Origin of the sequence: Niameybacter massiliensis (assembly GCF_001282685.1) — a bacterium.
Lineage (GTDB): Bacteria > Bacillota > Clostridia > Lachnospirales > Cellulosilyticaceae > Holtiella > Holtiella tumoricola.
In genome coordinates, this window is record NZ_LN875034.1 from 236649 (window position 1) to 257579 (window position 20931).

At 31.7% G+C, this 20931-nt stretch carries 20 protein-coding genes; 19 read left to right on the top strand and 1 reads right to left on the bottom strand.

Features of this window, described 5'->3' with window-relative positions; genetic code table 11:
- The first annotated feature begins 23 nt into the window (after positions 1-23).
- From BN2390_RS03530 to BN2390_RS03590, 13 genes are all read left to right on the top strand, one after another.
- Complete coding sequence (locus BN2390_RS03530; RefSeq protein WP_053982970.1) at positions 24-404, top strand: hypothetical protein; 381 nt, start codon at positions 24-26, stop codon at positions 402-404.
- 143 nt (positions 405-547) lie between these two features.
- Positions 548-2092, top strand: a complete 1545-nt coding sequence (locus BN2390_RS03535; RefSeq protein ID WP_053982971.1) for a glucosyltransferase domain-containing protein — start codon at positions 548-550, stop codon at positions 2090-2092.
- A gap of 32 nt (positions 2093-2124) precedes the next feature.
- Positions 2125-2982, top strand: coding sequence for a decaprenyl-phosphate phosphoribosyltransferase (locus BN2390_RS03540; protein ID WP_053982972.1), 858 nt, complete (start codon positions 2125-2127; stop codon positions 2980-2982).
- 16 nt (positions 2983-2998) lie between these two features.
- A complete protein-coding gene (locus BN2390_RS03545; protein ID WP_053982973.1) occupies positions 2999-3631 on the top strand; it encodes an HAD family hydrolase in 633 nt (210 codons plus the stop codon).
- Between the two features lie 13 nt (positions 3632-3644).
- Positions 3645-3992 (top strand): EamA family transporter, encoded by a 348-nt coding sequence (locus BN2390_RS03550; RefSeq protein WP_053982974.1) that lies wholly within the window; start codon positions 3645-3647, stop codon positions 3990-3992.
- Complete coding sequence (locus BN2390_RS03555) at positions 3989-4318, top strand: EamA family transporter (RefSeq protein WP_053982975.1); 330 nt, start codon at positions 3989-3991, stop codon at positions 4316-4318. Before BN2390_RS03550 ends, BN2390_RS03555 begins: the two co-directional genes overlap by 4 nt.
- A gap of 21 nt (positions 4319-4339) precedes the next feature.
- Positions 4340-5437: a glycosyltransferase gene (locus tag BN2390_RS03560; RefSeq protein WP_053982976.1), complete on the top strand. Its 1098-nt coding sequence runs from the start codon at positions 4340-4342 to the stop codon at positions 5435-5437.
- A gap of 17 nt (positions 5438-5454) precedes the next feature.
- Complete coding sequence (gene wecB / locus BN2390_RS03565; protein ID WP_053982977.1) at positions 5455-6606, top strand: non-hydrolyzing UDP-N-acetylglucosamine 2-epimerase; 1152 nt, start codon at positions 5455-5457, stop codon at positions 6604-6606.
- Between the two features lie 112 nt (positions 6607-6718).
- Positions 6719-8524 (top strand): LTA synthase family protein, encoded by a 1806-nt coding sequence (locus BN2390_RS03570; protein WP_053982978.1) that lies wholly within the window; start codon positions 6719-6721, stop codon positions 8522-8524.
- 19 nt (positions 8525-8543) lie between these two features.
- Complete coding sequence (locus tag BN2390_RS03575; RefSeq protein WP_053982979.1) at positions 8544-9623, top strand: glycosyltransferase family protein; 1080 nt, start codon at positions 8544-8546, stop codon at positions 9621-9623.
- A complete protein-coding gene (gene rfbD / locus BN2390_RS03580; protein WP_053982980.1) occupies positions 9620-10534 on the top strand; it encodes a dTDP-4-dehydrorhamnose reductase in 915 nt (304 codons plus the stop codon). Before BN2390_RS03575 ends, rfbD begins: the two co-directional genes overlap by 4 nt.
- Positions 10535-10556: 22 nt before the next feature.
- Positions 10557-11129 (top strand): dTDP-4-dehydrorhamnose 3,5-epimerase, encoded by a 573-nt coding sequence (rfbC, locus tag BN2390_RS03585; RefSeq protein WP_053982981.1) that lies wholly within the window; start codon positions 10557-10559, stop codon positions 11127-11129.
- A gap of 216 nt (positions 11130-11345) precedes the next feature.
- A complete protein-coding gene (locus BN2390_RS03590; protein ID WP_082238563.1) occupies positions 11346-12425 on the top strand; it encodes a glycosyltransferase in 1080 nt (359 codons plus the stop codon).
- 94 nt (positions 12426-12519) lie between these two features.
- On the opposite strand, the gene BN2390_RS03595 is transcribed toward BN2390_RS03590, so the two are convergent.
- Positions 12520-13128 (bottom strand): recombinase family protein, encoded by a 609-nt coding sequence (locus tag BN2390_RS03595; RefSeq protein WP_053982982.1) that lies wholly within the window; start codon positions 13126-13128, stop codon positions 12520-12522.
- A 621-nt stretch (positions 13129-13749) separates the two neighbouring features.
- On the opposite strand from BN2390_RS03595, the gene BN2390_RS03600 reads away from it, so the two are divergent.
- The 6 genes from BN2390_RS03600 (at position 13750) to BN2390_RS03625 (ending at position 20920) form a co-directional block, all read left to right on the top strand.
- Complete coding sequence (locus tag BN2390_RS03600) at positions 13750-14961, top strand: EAL domain-containing protein (RefSeq protein WP_053982983.1); 1212 nt, start codon at positions 13750-13752, stop codon at positions 14959-14961.
- A gap of 175 nt (positions 14962-15136) precedes the next feature.
- Positions 15137-15700: an ECF-type riboflavin transporter substrate-binding protein gene (locus tag BN2390_RS03605; protein ID WP_053982984.1), complete on the top strand. Its 564-nt coding sequence runs from the start codon at positions 15137-15139 to the stop codon at positions 15698-15700.
- 185 nt (positions 15701-15885) lie between these two features.
- Positions 15886-17826, top strand: a complete 1941-nt coding sequence (locus BN2390_RS03610) for an S-layer homology domain-containing protein (RefSeq protein ID WP_053982985.1) — start codon at positions 15886-15888, stop codon at positions 17824-17826.
- Between the two features lie 164 nt (positions 17827-17990).
- Positions 17991-19502 carry an S-layer homology domain-containing protein gene (locus tag BN2390_RS03615; protein ID WP_053982986.1) on the top strand — a complete coding sequence of 504 codons (1512 nt, stop codon included), beginning with the start codon at positions 17991-17993 and terminating at the stop codon, positions 19500-19502.
- Between the two features lie 13 nt (positions 19503-19515).
- Positions 19516-20181 carry a hypothetical protein gene (locus BN2390_RS03620; protein WP_053982987.1) on the top strand — a complete coding sequence of 222 codons (666 nt, stop codon included), beginning with the start codon at positions 19516-19518 and terminating at the stop codon, positions 20179-20181.
- 40 nt (positions 20182-20221) lie between these two features.
- Positions 20222-20920: a YveK family protein gene (locus BN2390_RS03625; protein WP_053982988.1), complete on the top strand. Its 699-nt coding sequence runs from the start codon at positions 20222-20224 to the stop codon at positions 20918-20920.
- The last annotated feature ends 11 nt before the right edge of the window (positions 20921-20931 follow it).

A 20931-nucleotide genomic window follows, 5' to 3' on the forward strand; every position in this document is an offset into this window, starting at 1 on the left:
CTAGTATAAAAATAAGGTGAAGCATGAAAAAATTAAAAAATCTAATAATGGTATTAATATGTCTTGTATGCGTATTTCTTATTGTATTTATTACAATGAAAAACGTAAATCCTATAATTGTTGAACGAGTAGATCCAATAGAAGTTAAGGCAGGAGAGGATTTCTATATATTTGAAGGTAAACCTACTATATCAGTATATGGTAAAGGATTTAAGGACGGGGATATTATTTTTATTAATAATCATCCTCAAAATAGTGCGGTAGGAGATTCGGGATGGATGACATGTTTCGTTGATAGACAAGAGTATGCTGTTTCGGGAAAAATGGAGGTACAAGTAAAACGTATAAATGAAAAAGGAAGAGTCATAAAAAAATCTCAAAAGCTATATATAGTAGTAAAATAAGTATTTAAAATATAAGCTAATAAGTTTAGAAGATATTACAAAAGATTAGGCTGATGGCATATAGGTCATCAGCCTAACTCATTAAAACTATATTAATAAATTATCAGGAATTAGATAATATGTATACTAATTGAGGAGTACTTATGAAAGAAATGACAGATGAATACATGTATAAACAAATTAAGGAATTAGTAAACAAAATTTCAGTAGTAGAAAAAAAAGCTTTTAGTGCAACTATTATATTAGGATGTTTAGCTCACATGTTTATATTTATAAATGTACTTCCTAACTGGGATAGTATGTATAATTTTGATAAACATTCTACATGGTTAAGTATGGGTAGGTGGTTTTTAGGACCAACAATGAATTTATCATCACCTTATGATATACCTTGGGTTATAGGAATATTATCGTTGATATTTTTAGGCGTGACAGCGATGATCTTAGTTAGGATATTAGAAATTAAAAGCGTAATTAATGCAATCCTTATAGGAGGTATACTAGTTACATTTCCAGCAGTAACAAGTACATTTTCATATTTATTTTTGTCAGATGCTTATATGTTGGGATTACTATTAGCAAGTATAGCAATTTTAATTACTAAAAAGTATAACAAAGGATTTTGGGTAGGAGGTATTGCTTTAGCATTATCCCTAGGAATCTACCAAGCAAACTTATCATTTGCAGTATTATTGGCGATATTTGTAATAATAAATGAAACGCTAAAAGGTACTTCTAGTGGGAAAGAGAACATTGGATATGGATTAAGGTTTGTAGGAACAAGTGTTATAGGAGTAGCGTTATATTATATAATACTTTATATGTTATTAAGTGCTACAGGCCAAACATTGGTTGATTATCAAGGAGCAAATGAAGGATTATGTATTAATCTAGATGCAGTATTAAAAATTAAAAATGAATTTATAAATAGTTTTACAATGATAACAGGTGGAGATAAACCTATAATTACGTATCTTATAATAGGAGTATTTATTTATCTTTTCATAGCTATTATATATCACTTAATACAACAAAAATGTTATAAAGATTTTTGGAAGATATGTATAGTTATCGCTAGTATTCTGATAGCTCCATTTATTACGGGATATGCATACTTCATTTCACAGAATACTATTTACCATATGGTGATGAGAATGGGATGGGTTATATTTTTTATAGGAGCACTTGCTATAGGTGAAGGAATTGTTAATAAATTAAAAAGTAAATTACTTAGGTATACATTATTTTATGTACCGATAATAATGATAGGGATAATTATTTATAGTAATATACTTGTAGCTAATATATCATATGTAAACATGCATCAACGTTATGAAAAGGAGTATGCATTTACAATAAGATTATTAGAGGAATTACAAGGGAATAGAAATTATACTGAAGAAACACCGGTTGTATTTGTAGGAAATAGAGTAAATAACCAAGCAGAAAATATATATAATAAGGAAATAAAATATATTACAGGAGCAGATGGAAATACATTCTTACCTACAGATTTTCATATAAAACAATTTATGAAGTATTATTTAGGAATAGGCTTACAGAATCCTAGCGAACAACAATTAGAAAGTATTAATGATAATGAAATAGTAAAAAATATGTCAGTGTTTCCTCTGAGTGGATGTAGTGAATTAGTTAATGGTGTACTTGTTATAAAAATGGGAAATTAGTATAAAGATTATAAACAAGGAGAGAGACTATAATGGAAATAATTAAATTAATGCGACCAAAACAATGGATTAAAAATCTATTTGTTTTTGCAGCACTTATATTTTCAATGAAATTTTTAAGTCCTTTTCATATAGGACAAGCAATGTTATGTTTTGTACTTTTTTGTATGATATCATCAAGTATATATATTCTTAATGATATTGTTGATGTAGAAAAAGATAGACTTCATCCTAAGAAGAAAAATAGACCTTTAGCTAAAGGAACAGTAAGTATTAAAGCAGCAGGAGGAGTAAGTATTATATTAATGATAAGTTCACTATTAGCAGGATTTTTATTTAATCCACTAGTAGGAACTGTGATTACTTTATATTTGATTAATAATTTAATTTATTCATTTAAAATTAAACATATTGTTATTATGGATATAATTTCTATTGCTATAGGATTTATCTTAAGAGTAGTAGCAGGTGCATTTGCAATTGATGTAGGGATTTCGGCATGGATCTTAGTTTGTACATTCTTTATTTCATTATTCCTTGGAATAGGAAAGCGAAGAGGAGAAATTTTAGCATTAGAGCATAATGCTCATGACCATAGAGCAAATCTAAAAGATTATACAGAAGAATTTGTAAATCAAATAACCTCAATTGTTGTAGCATGTACAATTATGTCATACTCTCTTTATACATTTACAGCATACGAACATATGTATATGATGTTGACTATCCCATTTGTAGTATATGGTATATTTAGATACCTTAACTTAATATATACGCAAGATGAAGGAGGAAACCCAACAGAATTAGTTTTAACAGATAAATTAATTATCATAGATGTAGTACTTTGGGGATTTGTAAGCAGTGCTATATTATATTTAACCAATATATAGGAAGCGAGTTAAAAAAATGAGTAAGAGATCAATAGCATTATTCGATATTGATGAAACAATTATTTCTAATGACTCTATGATATCCTTAATTAGGTATTCTTTTAAACATCATCCTAAGACACGAAAAGCGACTATAAAATTTGTAGGACAAGGAATAAAATATGTTTTTAAGTTAATAGATACTAAGCAAGTAAAGCAATCTGCATTTGAATGTATTAACTATTTAACAGAAAAAGATTTATATAAATTTTATAAACAACAAGTGTATTCATATATATATGAAGATGCATTTAAAGAAATAAAAAGGCTTAAAAAGGAAGGATACATAGTATTACTAATTACAGCATCACCTGAATGTTATATGAAATATTTCTTAGAAGTTGAGGAAATAGATGATGTAATAGGAACAAGGTTTGAAAAAGTTGGTAGTAGATTTAGTAATAAAATAATAGGAGAAAACTGTAAGGGAGTGGAGAAGGTAAATAGAATTCATGAGTGGCTAACAAGTAATAATGTTGAAATTGATTATGAAAATTCATATGCATTTTCAGACTCTATGAGTGATCTACCTATGTTTAAATTAGTAAAGAATAGCTATATTATTAATAATAAAAAAGCAGACTATAATAATAAATTATATTGGAAGTAGTTGAGGAGTATAGATGGAGAATAAAAAAGAATCAACTAAAGCGATAAAAGGTATAATATTAATGATCTTAGCTTCTGTACTTACAGCTTTTGGGCAATTGAGTTGGAAGTTTTTTCAGACAGAAGGGCTTATATTTCTTTTTATAGGTTTTTTATTGTATGGATTAGGGGCAATTGTTATGATGTTGGCTTTTAAAAATGGAGAATTATCTGTTTTGTACCCTTTAATGTGTACTGGTTATATTATTGCTTTAATAAATGGAAAGACATTTTTAAATGAAAGCGTGAGTTTAACACAATATATAGGCATTACAGTGATTATGATAGGGATTATTTTTATGGGGATAGGGGGTAAGAAATGAATTATATTATCTTACTACTTATGACCTTATTGGGTGCATTAGGTGGCTTTTATTTGAAAATATCAACAGGAAAAGTAACTAATTTTATAGGCCTAATAGGCTGTAAAGAATTTTACATGGGCGGTTTCTTTTATTGTGTAGGTGCATTACTAAATATATATCTATTAAGATTTATCCCCTATAGTATAGTGATGCCATTAAATGCATTAACATATATATGGGCATTTATACTTGGCGTTACAGTATTAAAAGAAAAGATTAATAAAGAGAAGGTTATAAGTGTTATTTTTATAATTATAGGAGTTATTTTTCTAAGTATGAAATAATACTATTTAAAGGTAAAAATAATGAAAACAGTATTAATCATTCGTTCGCTAGATATCTCATCAGACTCTCGTGTACAAAGGTATGAAAAATATTTTGAGAAATATCAAGTATCTTATACTGTATTAGGATGGGACAGGGAAAATAAAAACTTAAAAAGAAAAAGTACCGATTATTGTACGATCCAAGCGGGTTATAACTTAGGAACTGGCGGAATTAAGTATAGAATAAAGTGGAATATATATGTGTTAAAATACCTACTTAAAAATAAGAAAAATTATGACATTATTCATGCATGTGATTTTGATACGATCTTACCAGCACTAGTAATGAAATTATTTGGTAAAACAGTTGTTTTTGATATATTTGATTGGTTTAGTGATGAAGTAAAGACAGGGAAATGGTTTATAGATTATCCCATTAACTTTATGGAAAAGTTAGCAACTAAGTTAGCGGATATGACAATTCTATGTGAAGAAGAAAGAATAGAACAAATACAAACTATTCCAAGAAAATATATGATAATACCTAATATCCCTACAGTAGATTTGACGGGTATTACATGTATACCTAATGTTAAAGGGACGCCTATAACTATCGCTTATGTAGGTGGTTTTTATCCAGATAGAGGGTTGATAGAACTATTAGAAGTCATATCAACAATGCCAACTATCCAATTAAAAATTGCTGGATTTGGAAATGTAGAAATTGAAGATAAAGCTAGAGAATATGCAGAACTACATTCTAATATAGAGTATTATGGGAAAGTAGAATATAATAAAGCTATAGAAATTATGCAGTCTGCAGACTTATTATATGCTATGTATTATACAATAAATAGAAATAACATCTATGCAGCACCCAATAAATTTTATGAAGCAATATTTTTAAATAAGCCTATTATTACGACACAGAAAACCTTAGTAGGGAAAAAGGTACAAAAGCATGAAAGTGGCTATGTAATAGAAGAAGGTAGAGATGCTCTTGAAAAATTCTTGCAGAAATTATCTCTAGAGGATATACAGAGCAAAAAGAATACATTAATAGAATATAGTAGCTTATATAAAGATACAGCTAAAGAAAGTATGGAACAATATATTACTTATATAAAAAATAGATAATACAAAGGAGGAACAGGATGAAGAAATCAATTAAAGTTATGAGTGTATTTGGAACACGCCCAGAAGCAGTAAAAATGGCACCGCTTGTAAAAGAGCTTGAACAAACAGAGGGAATTCAAAGTATTGTTTGTGTAACAGCACAACATAGAGAAATGCTTGATCAAGTATTAGATATATTTGGATTAAAGCCAGATTATGATTTAGATATTATGAAGCAACGTCAAACTTTAACAGGAATTACGACAAGAGTATTAGAAGGGATGGAAGAGGTACTAGAAAAAGCACAGCCAGACCTTGTTTTAGTACATGGTGATACAAGCACATCTTTTGTAGCGGCACTAGCAGCATTTTATAAGCAGATTCCAGTTGGTCATGTTGAGGCAGGCCTTCGCACATACAATATCTATGAACCGTTCCCAGAAGAAATGAATAGAAAGCTTACAGGTTCATTAGCGAATATTCATTTTTCACCAACACCTGTATCAAAAGACAACTTACTTAAAGAAAATGTTTGTAGTGATGATATATTTGTAACAGGTAATACAGTTATTGATGCGCTTAAGACAACGATTGCAGAGGGCTATACTTTTACAGTAGAAGAACTTAATAAAATTGATTACAATAATAAACGTGTTATTACAATGACAGCTCACAGAAGAGAAAATTTAGGGGAACCTTTAGAAAATATTTGTAATGCTGTAGCTCATATTGTAAAAGAATTTGAAGATGTAGAAGTAGTGTATGCAGTTCATAAAAATCCAGCTGTAGGTGAAGTGGCTCATAGAATCTTAGGAAATATGGATAGAGTACATCTTGTAGATCCACTAGATATTAAAGATATGCATAATTTAATGAAACGCTCTTATTTAGTGTTAACAGATTCGGGTGGATTACAGGAAGAAGTTCCTTCATTAGGTAAGCCAGTTCTTGTATTACGTAATGTAACAGAAAGACCAGAAGGGGTTGAAGCAGGAACACTTAAGTTAGCAGGTATTGAAGAAGAAACAATTTATGAAATGACAAAAGAGCTTTTAACAAATAAAGAGATTTATGGAGAAATGGCACAAGCTAGAAATCCATTTGGTGATGGACATGCTTCGAGAAGAATTGCACAAGCAATCCTTTATAAATTTGGTTTAAGAGAAGATAAACCAGAGCAATACATTTAATACAACAAAAAAAGTTAAAGTTTATTTTTTATTAAATGATCTTAAATATATTTAAGACTTAATGAAAAATAAACTTTTTTATGTAGAATAAATATAGATAAGGAAAAAAGTTTTGAGGAAAATAGATAAAAGAAGAATAAAGCGTTTTTTAAAAGGAAATTATTTTAAATCTTTAATTCATATTATATGGATTGCATTATTAACCGTTGTAGCAGGAGAAATGCTAATTAGGCAGGATTTTAATCAAGTACTAGACTGGATAAATGATTATACAACAGCATTTACTTTAAACTGTGTCATTATAATGGCATGCATGTTTATAGGTATTCATTTATTCAATAGCTTTAAGCTAGGAGTAGGTATACCTATAGGAATATATACTTTATTATGTGTAATTAATTACTTTAAATTTGATATTAAAGGTGAATACTTATCACCTCTAGATTTTAATTTGATTGGTGAAACATTAAATATAATCACTAATTTTAAATTAAGTATATCTTTTACAGTGATAATTATACTTTTAGTAATTATAGTCAGCAGTGTTTTGATTTGTCAGATAAGATATGAAAAAGTGAGAAAATTATATAGGGTAATAGGTATCACTATAGGTGTGATGGCTTTAATTTTGACTATAAGAGTTGTGACAAATGATTTATTACTTAATCAAATTAAGATTGCCAAGGATACTTTTTTTATTGATAATAATTATAAAAATAATGGATTTTTATTTACCTTAGTTAATCGTATAAGTGAGATTAGAATAAATAAACCAGAACAGTATAATAAGGAAGCCGTAGAGCGATTAAGTGATATTGAAATACCTAATGTAGAACAAAATATAAGGCCTAATATTATCATGGTTATGAGTGAAGCATTATTTGATATAAATCAATTCCCTAATCTACAACTTTCAGAGAATCCTATGAAAAACTTCCTTAGATACCAAGAGGAAGGCATTAAAGGAAATATAATTACACCTGTATTTGGAGGATATACTTGTCAAACTGAATATGAAGTATTAACAGGAAATTCAACAGACTTTACAGGGGTAGGTAATATTGCTTATACCCGTTATGTAACACAGCATACCCCTAGTATTGCAAAAGAATTAAAAGAGTTAGGATATTATGCAGTAGGTATTCATCCTTATGAACGTACTTTTTATAGAAGACATGCTGTTTATGAACAGTTAGGATTTGATAGCTTTATTACACAAGAACAATTTGAAAGCCCACAATATATAAGAGGTTATATATCAGATCAAGATGTATATGAATGTGTTATTAAAGAATATGAAAATAACCAGGGTCAACCATTCTTCACATATGTTGTAACCATGCAAAACCATGGACCTTATACAGATATCAATCCAGATGCTGATATTGAATTACTGAATAATAATTTACCAGAAGAAGAAACAAATATCTTAACAAATTATGCAAGTATAGTAAAACAATCAGATGAGGCATTAGAATATCTTGTGGAGTATTTCAGAAATGTAGAAGAGCCAACAATAATTGTGGTATTTGGTGACCATCAACCGGTATTAGGTAATGCATATCATACTACAGGATATTTTGATGATAATCATATTAATAATGCATTTAAGCAATATCAGACACCTATGATGATATGGAGTAATTACCAAAATTATAAACAAGATATAGGTTATATAGATGCAAGCTATCTAGGCGCAATGACGTTAGAATATGCAGGCTTACAAGTTCATCCGTACTATCATTTGCTCTTAGACAAGGTGAATGTTATACCAGCCTATAATTCAGGATTTTCAATTAATAAAGCGGGTGAAGTCATTAGTAATGACCAGTTGGATGAGGATGCTATTAGTGCCCTAAAAGATTTATGGATGTTACAATATGATGTAATGTTCGGTAAGAATTACAGCAATCGTTAAAAAAGAAAGGGTGTACAAGATGAAAAATATATTGATGTATCTAAATATTCCATGGGGGTTTATCAAACAACGTCCTCAATTTATGGCAGAAAAGTTAAGTCAGTATTTTGATGTATTCGTTTATTATAATAAGCCATACAAACAAACTTATCTTGTACAAACAGATGCAACAGAGGAACAAGTTAATTTAATTGAGCGACCTAAAGTGCCAAGGAAAACTAAGTTCTTAAAGCAAATAGATAATGTGATACAGCGTCTATTTTTAAAGAGGTATATTAAGCGATGTGATACAGTATGGATTATGCATCCAGATCAATATGAAATTTTAAAAACAAAAATCAAAAATAAAAGGGTAGTTTATGATTGTATGGATGATTATAGCCAATTTCCACATTTGGCAGAGAAAGAGCAACATCGCCTTAGAAATATTGAAGAAGAGCTAGTAAAAAGAGCTGATTATACCTTCTATACATCAAATACCTTACAACAAAGATATAAGATACGCTATAAAAGTACACAAAAAAGTTATGTCATTAATAATGGATTTGAACCTATTCAAAATATAGTAGAAGATAGTAAGGTAAGAGAATTTCTTAAAGGAATAAATGGAAAAAAATTAATCTATATTGGAGCAATAGCACAGTGGTTTGATTTAGAACTTATTCAGGAAGTGTTAAATAGTAATCCAGATGTTCATATTGTTTTATTTGGTCCTACAGATATAGAATTACCTACTCTAGAAAGGTTACATTGTTTTGGGAAGATCCCACATAGTAGTATATATACAGCTATGAAATATGCTGATGTACTGATGATGCCTTTTAAAATTAATCCTTTAATAGAGGCTGTAGATCCGATAAAAGTCTATGAATACATTTATAGTACTAAGCCTGTGTTGGTACCAGACTATGAAGAAATGAAAAAGTTTAAAGGGTATGTAGCCATTTATAGAGATATAGATGACTTTAATCATCAACTAAGGAAGTCAATTGAAAAAGTAGATAACTATAACTTAGAAAGCTTTAAACAAACCAATACTTGGGAAGCAAGAGCACGACAGATTTGTGATATTTTAAATAATGAGGGAAAAGTAGAATGAAGGTTTTAATAACAGGTGGATTAGGACAATTAGGATTAGAACTTTCTAAACAACTTCAAGCAAGGGCAGAGATTACAGACGTATATAGTATCAGTCGCCAAAAGCTAGATATATCTAGTGAAAAAAGTGTACAAGTAGTATTGATACAATATCAACCAGATATAGTCATCAATTGTGCAGCCTATACAGCAGTAGATTTATGTGAAGAACATGAAGATAGAGCTTATCAGGTAAATGTATTAGGACCAAGGTATTTAGCACAAGCTTGTAATCAAATAGGAGCTAAGCTTGTACATATATCAACAGATTATGTATTTGATGGACATTTTAATAATATAGAAGTAATAGAAAATGAGAAATATCTTAGTTCACCCTTAGAGTACAGGATGAACCAAGCAAAGAGGAGTATACCTTGGATAGAGACAGATGAAGTGAACCCTCAAAATGTATACGGTAAGACAAAGGTAGAGGGAGAAGAAATGGTACGAGAGTATTGCCCGAATCACTTTATTGTCCGTACCGCATGGCTCTATGGAGAAGGAAATAACTTTGTTCGTACTATGCTTAAGTTAGCAGAGACGAATAAGGAACTTAATGTAGTAGCAGATCAGTTTGGTAACCCGACTTCTACAAAGGAATTGGCACGTGTAATTATTGATTTGGTGCAAACTGAGTACTATGGAACCTATCATGCAACATGTGAAGGGGTATGCTCATGGTATGACCTAGCATGTAAGATCTTTAAAATTAAAGGTCTAGAAGTTCAAGTTAATCCAGTAACCAGTGAGGCTTTTCCAAGACCAGCAAAGAGACCTTACTATTCTGCATTAGAAAATAAAAATTTAAAAGAACTAGGACTTAATACGTTTAAACATTGGGAAGAAGCGTTAAAAGAGTACTTAGGTAATTAAGTATAGATAAGGGGGAAGTACAATGGGTAAAATTAAAGTTATTCCAACAACAATCAAAGACCTTTATATCATTGAACCACAAGTGTTTGGTGATGCGAGAGGCTATTTTATAGAGAGCTACTCTGAAGCAGATTTTGCAGAAGCAGGGCTTACAATGAAGTTTGTACAAGATAATGAGTCACGCTCAAAGCGTGGTGTACTTCGTGGGTTACACTTCCAAACACAGCATACACAAGGGAAGCTTGTACGTGCTGTAGAGGGGAAAGTTTATGATGTAGCTGTGGACCTTAGAGAAGGGTCACCTACATTTGGCAAGTGGGAAGGTGTATTGCTTACAGCTGAGAACAAACGTCAATTCTATGTACCAGAAGGCTTTGCACATGGTTTCTTAGTACTATCAGAATACGCAACCTTCCAATATAAGTGTACAGACTACTATGCACCTGAGTATGATGGGGGCATTAGATGGAATGATCCGGATATAGGTGTGGAGTGGCCACTTGAGGGAATTGAAGAAGTACTTTTGTCAGAAAAGGATCAAAAACAACCTATGTTTGCTGAATTCATAGCAAAAGAAAATCCATTTAAATACTAAGAATTTAAATAAAATAGAGTACAAAATAAAATGAAGTATAGAAAGCTAGTATTACTTAAAATGGCGATAGTTAGGAGGCCAAATTAAGTGTTGCTAGCTTTTTTGTTAATCAATAAGTTAAAATAAGAAATAATTGCTAGGTATAGGTCCTATAGGTATGTGACTTAAAAGATGTTATAATAATCTTAAGATACATTAACGGATAAGGTGAAAACTATGAAACTATCGATTATTATCGTCAATTATAATACCTATAGATTAACTAAGCAGACTATTGATTCTGTATTAGAAAAAAAGCTTCCATTTGAATATGAAATCATGCTTATAGATAATAAGTCTATGGATGACAGTATGGAGCGGTTACAGCAAGACTACAAGGATGAGATTGCTAAAGGAATTGTGAATATTACTTTAAATGAGGCAAATTTAGGATTTTCAAAAGCGAATAACATTGGAATAAGGAAATCTAAGGGGGAGTATGTATTACTTCTTAACTCAGACACTTATGTGGTAGAGGATTGTTTAGAACAGAGTATCCATTATATAGAAACATATAATAAGGTAGCTGATAATCAAGGCGAAGCGTATAATGAGTGTGCCGCAACAAGTATAGAGGGGCAGTCAATGCAAAGAACCAGTGAGTCAGTATTATCTCAAGTTGCCCATACACAGGAAGATGTATTAGTAAGTAGGGCGGGGAATATGAGACAAATAGGTGCATTAGGCTGTAAAGTAGTTCTTCCAGACGGTACCCTTGACCATGCATGTAAGCGAGGCTTTCCTACACCTAAGGCATCTTTTTATTACTTTATGAAATGGCATAAAAAGGATCCGGTTAAGTATGGGCTTTATGATGCATTACATCTAGGTGAAGATGAAGTGGGAGAGGTAGACTGTCTTATGGGTGCCTTTATGCTCATGCCACGAGAAGCACTAGATAAAGTAGGAATATTAGATGAAGATTTCTTTATGTATGGTGAGGACATTGACCTGTGCTATCGTATTAAACAAGGTGGTTATAAGATTATATATTACCCAGAGGCGCAGATTATCCACTATAAAGGGGGAAGTTCAAAGAAGCGACGTAATAAAGTTATCTACGACTTCCACAATGCAATGTGGATATTTTATAAGAAACATTATATGAAAGAATACAGCATGTGGATAAATAGTTTAGTACGACTAGGTATTTTAGCAAAATGTGGTTTAGAGCTTACTAAGAATGCTATGAAACCCCTTAGAAAATTAGATAAAGCTCTTGAAAGCAGAGAAAGTAGCTCAACATTATCTGAATAAGATTATTTTATAAAGTATTAATGAAGCAGTAAATACTATAAAAAAGATGGTAAATGCTAGGCCTGTATTTTTAGCATTTACCATCTTTTTATAGCTATAGATTACTGTTATTTTTATATTTTTTTATCATTGTACGGAACTGACTTACTGTAACGCCTAACTCTTTACTGGCTGTTTCTAAGGTATAAATACGTTGCTGCCACTTTTCATAAATAGGGTAAAATTCATCGGGGATTGGAGTAGGGAAACGCCCTAAATGTTTTCCTTGTGCTTTAGCAAGGGCGATGCCTTCGGCTTGACGTTGCTTAATATTTTCACGTTCAGACTGGGCGACATAGGAGAGAAGCTGTAGAACAATATCGGAGATTAATGTACCAATTAAATCCTTATTTGTTCTTGTATCTAAAATAGGCATGTCTAGGATAACAATATCAGCCTTTTTATTTTTAACAATTTCTCGCCACTCCTCTTGAATATCATCATAGTTCCTTCCTAAACGATCAATACTTTTTATGACAATAACATCTCCTTCTTTCAACTTTCGCTTTAACTTTTGGTATTGAGGCCTATTAAAATCCTTTCCTGATAACTTATCACAGAAAATATTTTTTTCAGCAATCCCCCAGCGTAAAAGTTCAACTTTTTGTCTTTGAATATTTTGTTCAAGAGTAGAGACTCTCATATATCCATAGTAAGTTTTCATAAAAAAGTCCTCCTATCATTAATATTATGATAAAAGGAGATGATATTTATACTCAAGTTTATTATGTCAATAAGGTACACCTTTGTAACGCTGCTCTTCTCTTAGTTTAATTAGCAAAAACAAAATAATTTTTATTAATAATTACTATTTTTTATTTAAAAACATTGTAGTATTATCCAAAAAAATATATAATAATTTCAGAAATATACTTTGCTATAAAGGTGTACCTTTATAAATAATAAGAGAGGACTTAGTAAATTTATGAATTAAGAGACATTTATTGACTGGTTATTTTTACAAACATGTAAAAGGAGGAAATAATATAATGAAATCCTATATAAATGTTAGTAATATACTTGAATATAAAAATAATAAGAGTNATAGCAAAGTATATTTCTGAAATTATTATATATTTTTTTGGATAATACTACAATGTTTTTAAATAAAAAATAGTAATTATTAATAAAAATTATTTTGTTTTTGCTAATTAAACTAAGAGAAGAGCAGCGTTACAAAGGTGTACCTTTATAAATAATAAGAGAGGACTTAGTAAATTTATGAATTAAGAGACATTTATTGACTGGTTATTTTTACAAACATGTAAAAGGAGGAAATAATATAATGAAATCCTATATAAATGTTAGTAATATACTTGAATATAAAAATAATAAGAGTTTTTATTTATATGATAAGATTTGTATGCTTAAAATACAAAATGCAAATTTATTACTTATGTATTTAGGAGAAGATTATTATTATGAATATTTGGAACAAGTCATTTCAGAGATATATATTTATCTACAAAAAGACAATATCAATCATAGCCTTTATCCTTATATTCTTGATAATAGTACTTTAATAGTAGCTGGAAAAATGGAAATGGAAGAAGAAAAGTTTTTGGAAATAACAAGAAGGCTCTACAAAAAGTTTTATTACATTAAATTAAATAGGCCTAATCTACCTATGCTAATGAGATTTGCAGTGGTTATTAGACAGGGAGATATGATGAAGTGTGCTATTGAAGCCTTATATGCAGAAAGGAATCTACAAAGAAACTATATCGTTTATGAAGAGGATATAAGTAAAGATGCAGATATAAGACAAGAGTTGAATGTTATTAATACCATTTATTGGGCTATTGAAAATGATGGGGTTATACCCTATTATCAAGGTATTTATAATAATAAAAAAAGATGTATTGATAAATACGAGGCATTGATGAGAATTAGGGATAGAGATGGAAATATTTATGCACCCGTTTATTTCATGGAAGTTGCTAAAAAGTACAATGTCTATACAAAGTTAAGTAAAATAATGATTAAGAAGGTTTTTCAAGAAGTAGAAAATAGAAATATGAACGTTTCAGTTAATCTTTCTATCTATGATATTAGTTCCAGTGAGTTTAAAAAAGTTTTGTTTAAACTTCTAGAGAGCAGACAATCAGATGCTCTAATTATTTTTGAGATTATAGAAGATGAAGTTTTTAAGGATATTTTCTTATTAAAACAATTTATAAAGGAAGTTAAAAAGTATGATATAAAAATAGCAATAGATGATTTTGGGGCAGGCTATTCTAACTTAGCTAAAACGACAGAGATCTGTCCGGACTATATTAAGGTTGATGGGAGTATTACTAAGAATATTCATAAATGTAAAAAGAATAGGCATATTTTAAAGTCAATCATTGAACTTGCTAAAAATATGAATGCCTATACCATTGTAGAATACGTAGATAACCCAGAAATTCAAGGCTATCTAGAAGAGTATAAGGTTGACTTTTCACAAGGTTATTATTTTTCAAGACCCCTTCCTATTGAGCAATTAGAATTATAAAAAAGAGATAGAAATAATATATCAAACTATTCAGGAAAGATTTGTTTTATATATTTATTAAGAAGATAATAAAACTAGCATTATAAGCAAGTTTTGAGTATAATTAGACAGGTGTATAGTTAGACTATATATTAAGAAAAAATTGTAAGTTACAATTGAACGGGAGGAATAGTAAATGGAGAAAAAATCAATCTTTAAGCTAAGCACAAAGCAAGTTGTTGCCATTGGTATTGGTGCAGCGCTTTATGCAGCAGCTTCTATGATTTCAATTAACGTAGCGCCAAACACATCTTTAAGACTTGCGGTAGCACTTTTATGTATTTTTGGTGCCATCTTTGGACCAGTAGTAGGGTTCTTAGTAGGATTCATTGGACATGCCTTAAATGATGCCATCTCTTATGGTAGCGTATGGTGGAGTTGGGTATTTATGTCTGCTTCAATTGGCCTTTGTACAGGTTTTATTGTTTTAAAAGCAGACTTTGATTTACTTAAAGGTAAGATTAAAGGTGTACACATTGGGCTTTTATATGCTTATGCAGTGCTTGGGGCACTTCTTGGTAGTATACTTTCTTATGTAGGGGATGTATTCTTCTATGGGGAGCCAGCAGAAAAAGTATGGCTTCAAATTATTGTAGCCAATATCCTTAACCTTATTGTAGTAGGTGCTATTGGTATCCCAGTTGTTATTGCTATTGGTAAACTTAAAGGCAAATCTACAGACTTAGAAGAATTAGAATAATTTATAACCAAATATAAATTAGAGATCATATTTAAATGCATAAAATAAATGCAAAAATGTGGTCTTTTTTGTTGTAAAATAAAGAATTATAAAGTTAAAAATAGTAAAATATTGATTTTATGTATTACGTATTATAAAATGATATACGTACAAAAATATTTTTTAGTTTATTAAGGAGGAGTATAATGCGTTTAAATCTTAGATTAAAAAAAGCATTAGCAATGGTCGCAGTGTCGGCAGTAGCAGTAACAACAGTTCCAGCAACTGTATTTGCAGCTGATTATGATGCACACTGGGCTAAAGAAATGATCGAAAAATGGTCTGAAAAAGAAGTTTTAAAAGGGTACGAAGATGGTACATTCAGACCAAACGGGACAGTTACTCGTGGGGAACTTGCAGCAATGATCGTAAGAGTATTTGGTCTTACAGATACATCATCAGCAGCAAAATATACAGATGTTGAAAATACAAAATGGTATGCAGCGGACATCCAAAAAGTATCTTCAGCAGGTATTATGAATGACTACGCAGATGGTACATTCAAACCAGAAGCACAAGCTACAAGAGAAGAAGCAGCTTACGCTATTGCAAAAGCTTACCAAGTTGCAACAAATGATGAAACAAGCAGTTTCACAGACCAAGCTCAAATTGCTGATTGGGCAGAAGCAGAAATCGCAGCTTTAGTAGCTGGTGGCTTCTTAAATGGTAATCCAGATGGTAGCTTCAGACCACAAGCAACTTTAACACGTGCAGAAGCTGTAACAATGGTACATAAAATCACTGCTGATCTTGTAAACGTAGCAGGTGTATATTCACAAGATACAGAAGGTAACCTTGTTGCAAATACAACAGGTGTTGAACTTAAAGATATGACAATCACAGGTAACTTATATCTTGCAGAGGGTATTGGTGAAGGTGAAGTTAAACTTAACAACGTAACAGTACTTGGCGATATCATCGTTGAAGGTGGTAGCGTAAATACTATTAAAGTTGAAGGTCAATCAAAAGTAAATAACATTATCGTTGATAAAGCTGGTAAAAACCCGGTTAGAGTATTATTCGGTAACTTAGTAGAAGCTAAAGGTACAGTTACTCTTAAATCAAATGCAACAATCGAAGGTAATGTACTTGCACTTGCTAAAGTTGTAGTAGATGGTGCAAAAGAAGTTCAACTTGTTGGTGGAATGAAAATTGAAGAAATCGTAGTTAACCAAACAACAGAGGTTGCATTAGTTGACGGTGTAACTGTTCAAACAGCTACAATCAATGAAAAAGCTGAAGGTACACTTTTACGTGGTAGAGGTGCTGCTAGTAGCATCAAATACATCAACGTTAATGCAAATGGTTTAGAACTTAAAAAAGGCTTTAAATATAATAAAGATAATGTAAAAGTTGCAGCAACAGTTACAACAACACCTAAGTTCCCAGAGTCTGGCGGCGGCGGTGGCGGTGGCGGTAGCTCAAGTGGCGGTGGCACTGTTACAGAAAAAGCAATCACTATTGAAAGCTTTATCGTAAATGTTAACGGAACTGATAAAGAAATCAAAAATACAAATAACACATTTAATGTAGTAGTAGATGCAAAAGCAAATACTGTTACAGTAAATGGTACAGAGTTTAAAGGTACAGACAAAATTGCATCTATCTCTGCTAAAGAAGCAAATGGTCTTAAAACAGTTAAAGTTTATGCTACAGATAAGTTAGCTCAAAATATTGAAATGGGTACAGCATATACAGTTAAAAATTTAGCTGATATGGTAAATGCTAAACAAGTAGATCTTTTCAACATTCTTTCAACTGTTGAAGATCAACTTGGCAAAGATTACTATGCTAAAGCTGTAGCGTTATTAACTAATGCTATCGGTGATTTAAATGACTATGCAAATGCAAACAAAGAAGTTTCTGTAGATTATATGATGGGCCGTGCAGAACGTGTACGTGCTAAATTAGCTCAAAATAATGCAGCAGATCTTTATGCAAAAGTTGAAAGTGTTCTTAAAACATATGGTGTAGAATTATTTGGTTTAGAGACAGAAACACCATCATTAACAGCTAAAGTATTTGTTACAGGTGTAGAATCAGGTTACGAAGTAGATACATTTACAGTAAACTTAGAATACAAATAAGCAACTATATAAGAGGATATATCTACCAAGATATATCCTCTTATAAATATAAAAATCTAATAGGTTTTAAAAGCTTGTATTTTATGCTAAAATGAAATATGAATGAAAAATTTGCATACTTATGAAGTAAAACATAATATAAAGTCTAATTATAGGGGGCAACGATGCAATTATTAAAGAGAAATACGAGTAAATGGGTAGCGCTATCACTAATGGGAGTTATGTTGATGGCACAGCCAGTATGGGCAAAAGACTATGAGGGACACTGGGCAGAAGGAGCTATTGATAAATGGTCTGGCTACGGTGTGGTAAAAGGAATGGAAAATGGAGATTTTCAACCAAGTTCACCTGTAACACGTGCAGAACTTGCAACATTCCTTAATCGTACATTCCAATACACGTCAAGCGATGCAGTAAGAAAGTACGAAGATATTGAAGCAGGTAAATGGTATTCAGAAGCCATTGCAGCAGTAACCAATAGAGGACTTATGTACACACCAGGTACTAAGTTTGAACCAAGCAAACCTGCTACAAGAGAAGAAGTAGCTTATGCTATTGCAAAAGCATATAATCTTCAACCAGATACAACAGCACCAACAGAGTTTACAGATGGAAAAGACATCTCTGTATGGGCAAAAGATGCTGTACAAGCTTTAGCTGGTCAAGGGTATATCAAGGGTAACCCAGATGGTAGCTTCAAACCACAAGCAAATATCACACGTGCAGAAGTGGTAACAATCTTAGAAAATATTACACCACATATGATTACAAAAGCAGATACATATACAACACAACTTGATGGCAACGTAGTGGTACAAGCATCAGATGTGATCTTCAAAGATATGACCATTAATGGGGATGTGTACTTAACAGAAGCCATTGGTGAAGGTAAAGTACGTTTTGATAATGTAACAGTGAACGGAGACATCTATGTAGATGGTGGACAAGTGACTTTAAGTGGTACTTTCAATACAGTAAATTTAGCAAGTACAGGAGCTTTTGATTTTACAAAAGGAACAATGAAAAAGCTTATTGTAACGGCAGAAAATGAAAGCATTAGACTTAGAGAAAAAACTGTTACAGATTATCTTCTTATTGTAGCAGATGCGAAGTTCAACATTGAAGGTATGGTTAAAGAGACATCTAACCAAAGTGCAGACAAGCTTGTAGTAGAAGAAGCAGGTGTATTCATTGGTGGCAATTTTGTACCAGTAGAAGTTGTAGGCAATGAGGTAGTTATTAATTTGAAAGATTTATCAGCACGTACACCAGGCTTTGATGGTATGGAGAGCTTAATGATCGTAACAAATAAAGAAGGTGCTTATATTCAAGGCACTTTTGGTGGAACAATGAAAACAAATGTACCTTATACTTTTAGAATGGCTGATTCAGCACTAGGTATTTTTGAGGAAATGGTAGATCAAGTAACAGCAAATAACTCACAACTAAAAAATATTGCAGATGCAGTAGGAATTTCATCAGATACGGTTTACGCAATGCTTGCAGAAAATGGAACTATTTCAATTAGACACATGTTAGATCAATTCTATAATGTAAACTTAATGGTACGTCAATATACAGGTTCAAACTTACCAAAAGAATATACTTTCAAACGTCAACTTCGTTTTGAAAACGAACCACCAGTAGCACTTACCATTCGTCTTGAAGTAGAATAAGTAGGTAAACACAATGAAGAAGAAAATAGCCATTATCGTAAGCTGTTGTTTACTTGCTATCCTTGTAATAGGCGGAATGGCGGCTTACACAATTTATGATAAAGCAGGGGACTATGTATTACAAAAGGCCTTTGATAGTCAAGTTCAAAAGGACTTTTTAGAGCAAACGGGCATTGACTTAACAGAGTCAGGTCGTGTACTTACTGAGGAAGAGCTTGAAGTTGTTCAAGCTCTTTTCCTAGGAAATGGTGGAGAGGGCCAGAAGGGGGTAGTTGGTGTACAACAACAACCTTCACAAGAGCAAAAGGTACCACAAAGTGAAAGTAGCTCTAAAGAGCAAGGTGCAGAAACAAATAACAAGGTACAGGAAACACAAAGCAATAAGCCTACCTTGGACTTTAGCAAGCCAATTACAACAGATGATGTACGAGTGGCGTTAGAAGACCGTGTAGGGCATATTTTAAGTGTTGTACCTACAAAGGATAAGAATGCCATGATGAATCTCGTATTAGGGAATATTCCTATGTCTGATATTAATTACTTGGCAGGTCTTGCAGCAGATGGCATATCTAGTGGTGATATCCAAGAGGCCAAGCGCATTGCTATAGAACGTTTTGACACAGAGGAATTAGAGACAGCAAAAACATATTATTATAAATACAAGCATCTTTTGTATTAGGGAAGAGTGAATTAAAGTAGAGGCATAGTAGGAGGCAAACATGGAAGAAACAAATGAAATATCGTTGCAAGAGATCTTTATGATCTTGTGGAGTAAAGTACTTGTTATTATACTTTGTACTATTGTAGGGGGAGTAGCGGCTTTTGGTATTAGTGCATTTGTTATTGATCCAACTTATACTTCACGTATCAGTATGTATGTTAACAATAATGCGAATGCAGACTCAACAGTAGCAAATATCAATGATATCAATGCATCTCAAAAACTTGTAAGTACTTACATTGAAATCTTAAAAAGTGATAACGTACTTCAAAAGGTGGCTGAGGAGACAGAGTTACCGTATACACCAGGAGAAATGCGTAAGATGATGAGTGCAAGCTCAGTTAACGGTACAGAAATCTTTGAAGTTAAAGTAACAACTAAAGACCCAGATGAAGCAGCACTTATTGCAAATACCATCGCAGAGCTTGCACCAGAAGAAATCATTCGTGTTGTTAAAGCTGGTTCTGTAGAGCTTATTGACCAAGCTATACCAGCTAAGTTACCTTCATCTCCAAATGTGATCTTAAACACAATCATCGGGCTTATGCTTGGTGGTGTCTTATCAGTACTTGGTGTACTTGTAGCAGCAATGCTTGATAATCGTGTTAAAGATGAAGATGATCTTAAAAAACATTATGACATTCCGGTTTTAGGAGCTATTCCAGATTTAGAAGCAGCTCAGCATCGTATTAAGTAGGGGGAAACATC

What these genes read in the sequence shown, in the direction of transcription:
- BN2390_RS03530 (WP_053982970.1), top strand. Translation starts at nt 24, where the DNA reads ATGAAAAAATTAAAAAATCTAATAATGGTATTAATATGTCTTGTATGC.
- BN2390_RS03535 (WP_053982971.1), top strand. Translation starts at nt 548, where the DNA reads ATGAAAGAAATGACAGATGAATACATGTATAAACAAATTAAGGAATTA.
- BN2390_RS03540 (WP_053982972.1), top strand. Translation starts at nt 2,125, where the DNA reads ATGGAAATAATTAAATTAATGCGACCAAAACAATGGATTAAAAATCTA.
- BN2390_RS03545 (WP_053982973.1), top strand. Translation starts at nt 2,999, where the DNA reads ATGAGTAAGAGATCAATAGCATTATTCGATATTGATGAAACAATTATT.
- BN2390_RS03550 (WP_053982974.1), top strand. Translation starts at nt 3,645, where the DNA reads ATGGAGAATAAAAAAGAATCAACTAAAGCGATAAAAGGTATAATATTA.
- BN2390_RS03555 (WP_053982975.1), top strand. Translation starts at nt 3,989, where the DNA reads ATGAATTATATTATCTTACTACTTATGACCTTATTGGGTGCATTAGGT.
- BN2390_RS03560 (WP_053982976.1), top strand. Translation starts at nt 4,340, where the DNA reads ATGAAAACAGTATTAATCATTCGTTCGCTAGATATCTCATCAGACTCT.
- wecB (WP_053982977.1), top strand. Translation starts at nt 5,455, where the DNA reads ATGAAGAAATCAATTAAAGTTATGAGTGTATTTGGAACACGCCCAGAA.
- BN2390_RS03575 (WP_053982979.1), top strand. Translation starts at nt 8,544, where the DNA reads ATGAAAAATATATTGATGTATCTAAATATTCCATGGGGGTTTATCAAA.
- rfbD (WP_053982980.1), top strand. Translation starts at nt 9,620, where the DNA reads ATGAAGGTTTTAATAACAGGTGGATTAGGACAATTAGGATTAGAACTT.
- rfbC (WP_053982981.1), top strand. Translation starts at nt 10,557, where the DNA reads ATGGGTAAAATTAAAGTTATTCCAACAACAATCAAAGACCTTTATATC.
- BN2390_RS03590 (WP_082238563.1), top strand. Translation starts at nt 11,346, where the DNA reads ATGAAACTATCGATTATTATCGTCAATTATAATACCTATAGATTAACT.
- BN2390_RS03595 (WP_053982982.1), bottom strand. Translation starts at nt 13,128, where the DNA reads ATGAAAACTTACTATGGATATATGAGAGTCTCTACTCTTGAACAAAAT.
- BN2390_RS03600 (WP_053982983.1), top strand. Translation starts at nt 13,750, where the DNA reads ATGAAATCCTATATAAATGTTAGTAATATACTTGAATATAAAAATAAT.
- BN2390_RS03605 (WP_053982984.1), top strand. Translation starts at nt 15,137, where the DNA reads ATGGAGAAAAAATCAATCTTTAAGCTAAGCACAAAGCAAGTTGTTGCC.
- BN2390_RS03610 (WP_053982985.1), top strand. Translation starts at nt 15,886, where the DNA reads ATGCGTTTAAATCTTAGATTAAAAAAAGCATTAGCAATGGTCGCAGTG.
- BN2390_RS03615 (WP_053982986.1), top strand. Translation starts at nt 17,991, where the DNA reads ATGCAATTATTAAAGAGAAATACGAGTAAATGGGTAGCGCTATCACTA.
- BN2390_RS03620 (WP_053982987.1), top strand. Translation starts at nt 19,516, where the DNA reads ATGAAGAAGAAAATAGCCATTATCGTAAGCTGTTGTTTACTTGCTATC.
- BN2390_RS03625 (WP_053982988.1), top strand. Translation starts at nt 20,222, where the DNA reads ATGGAAGAAACAAATGAAATATCGTTGCAAGAGATCTTTATGATCTTG.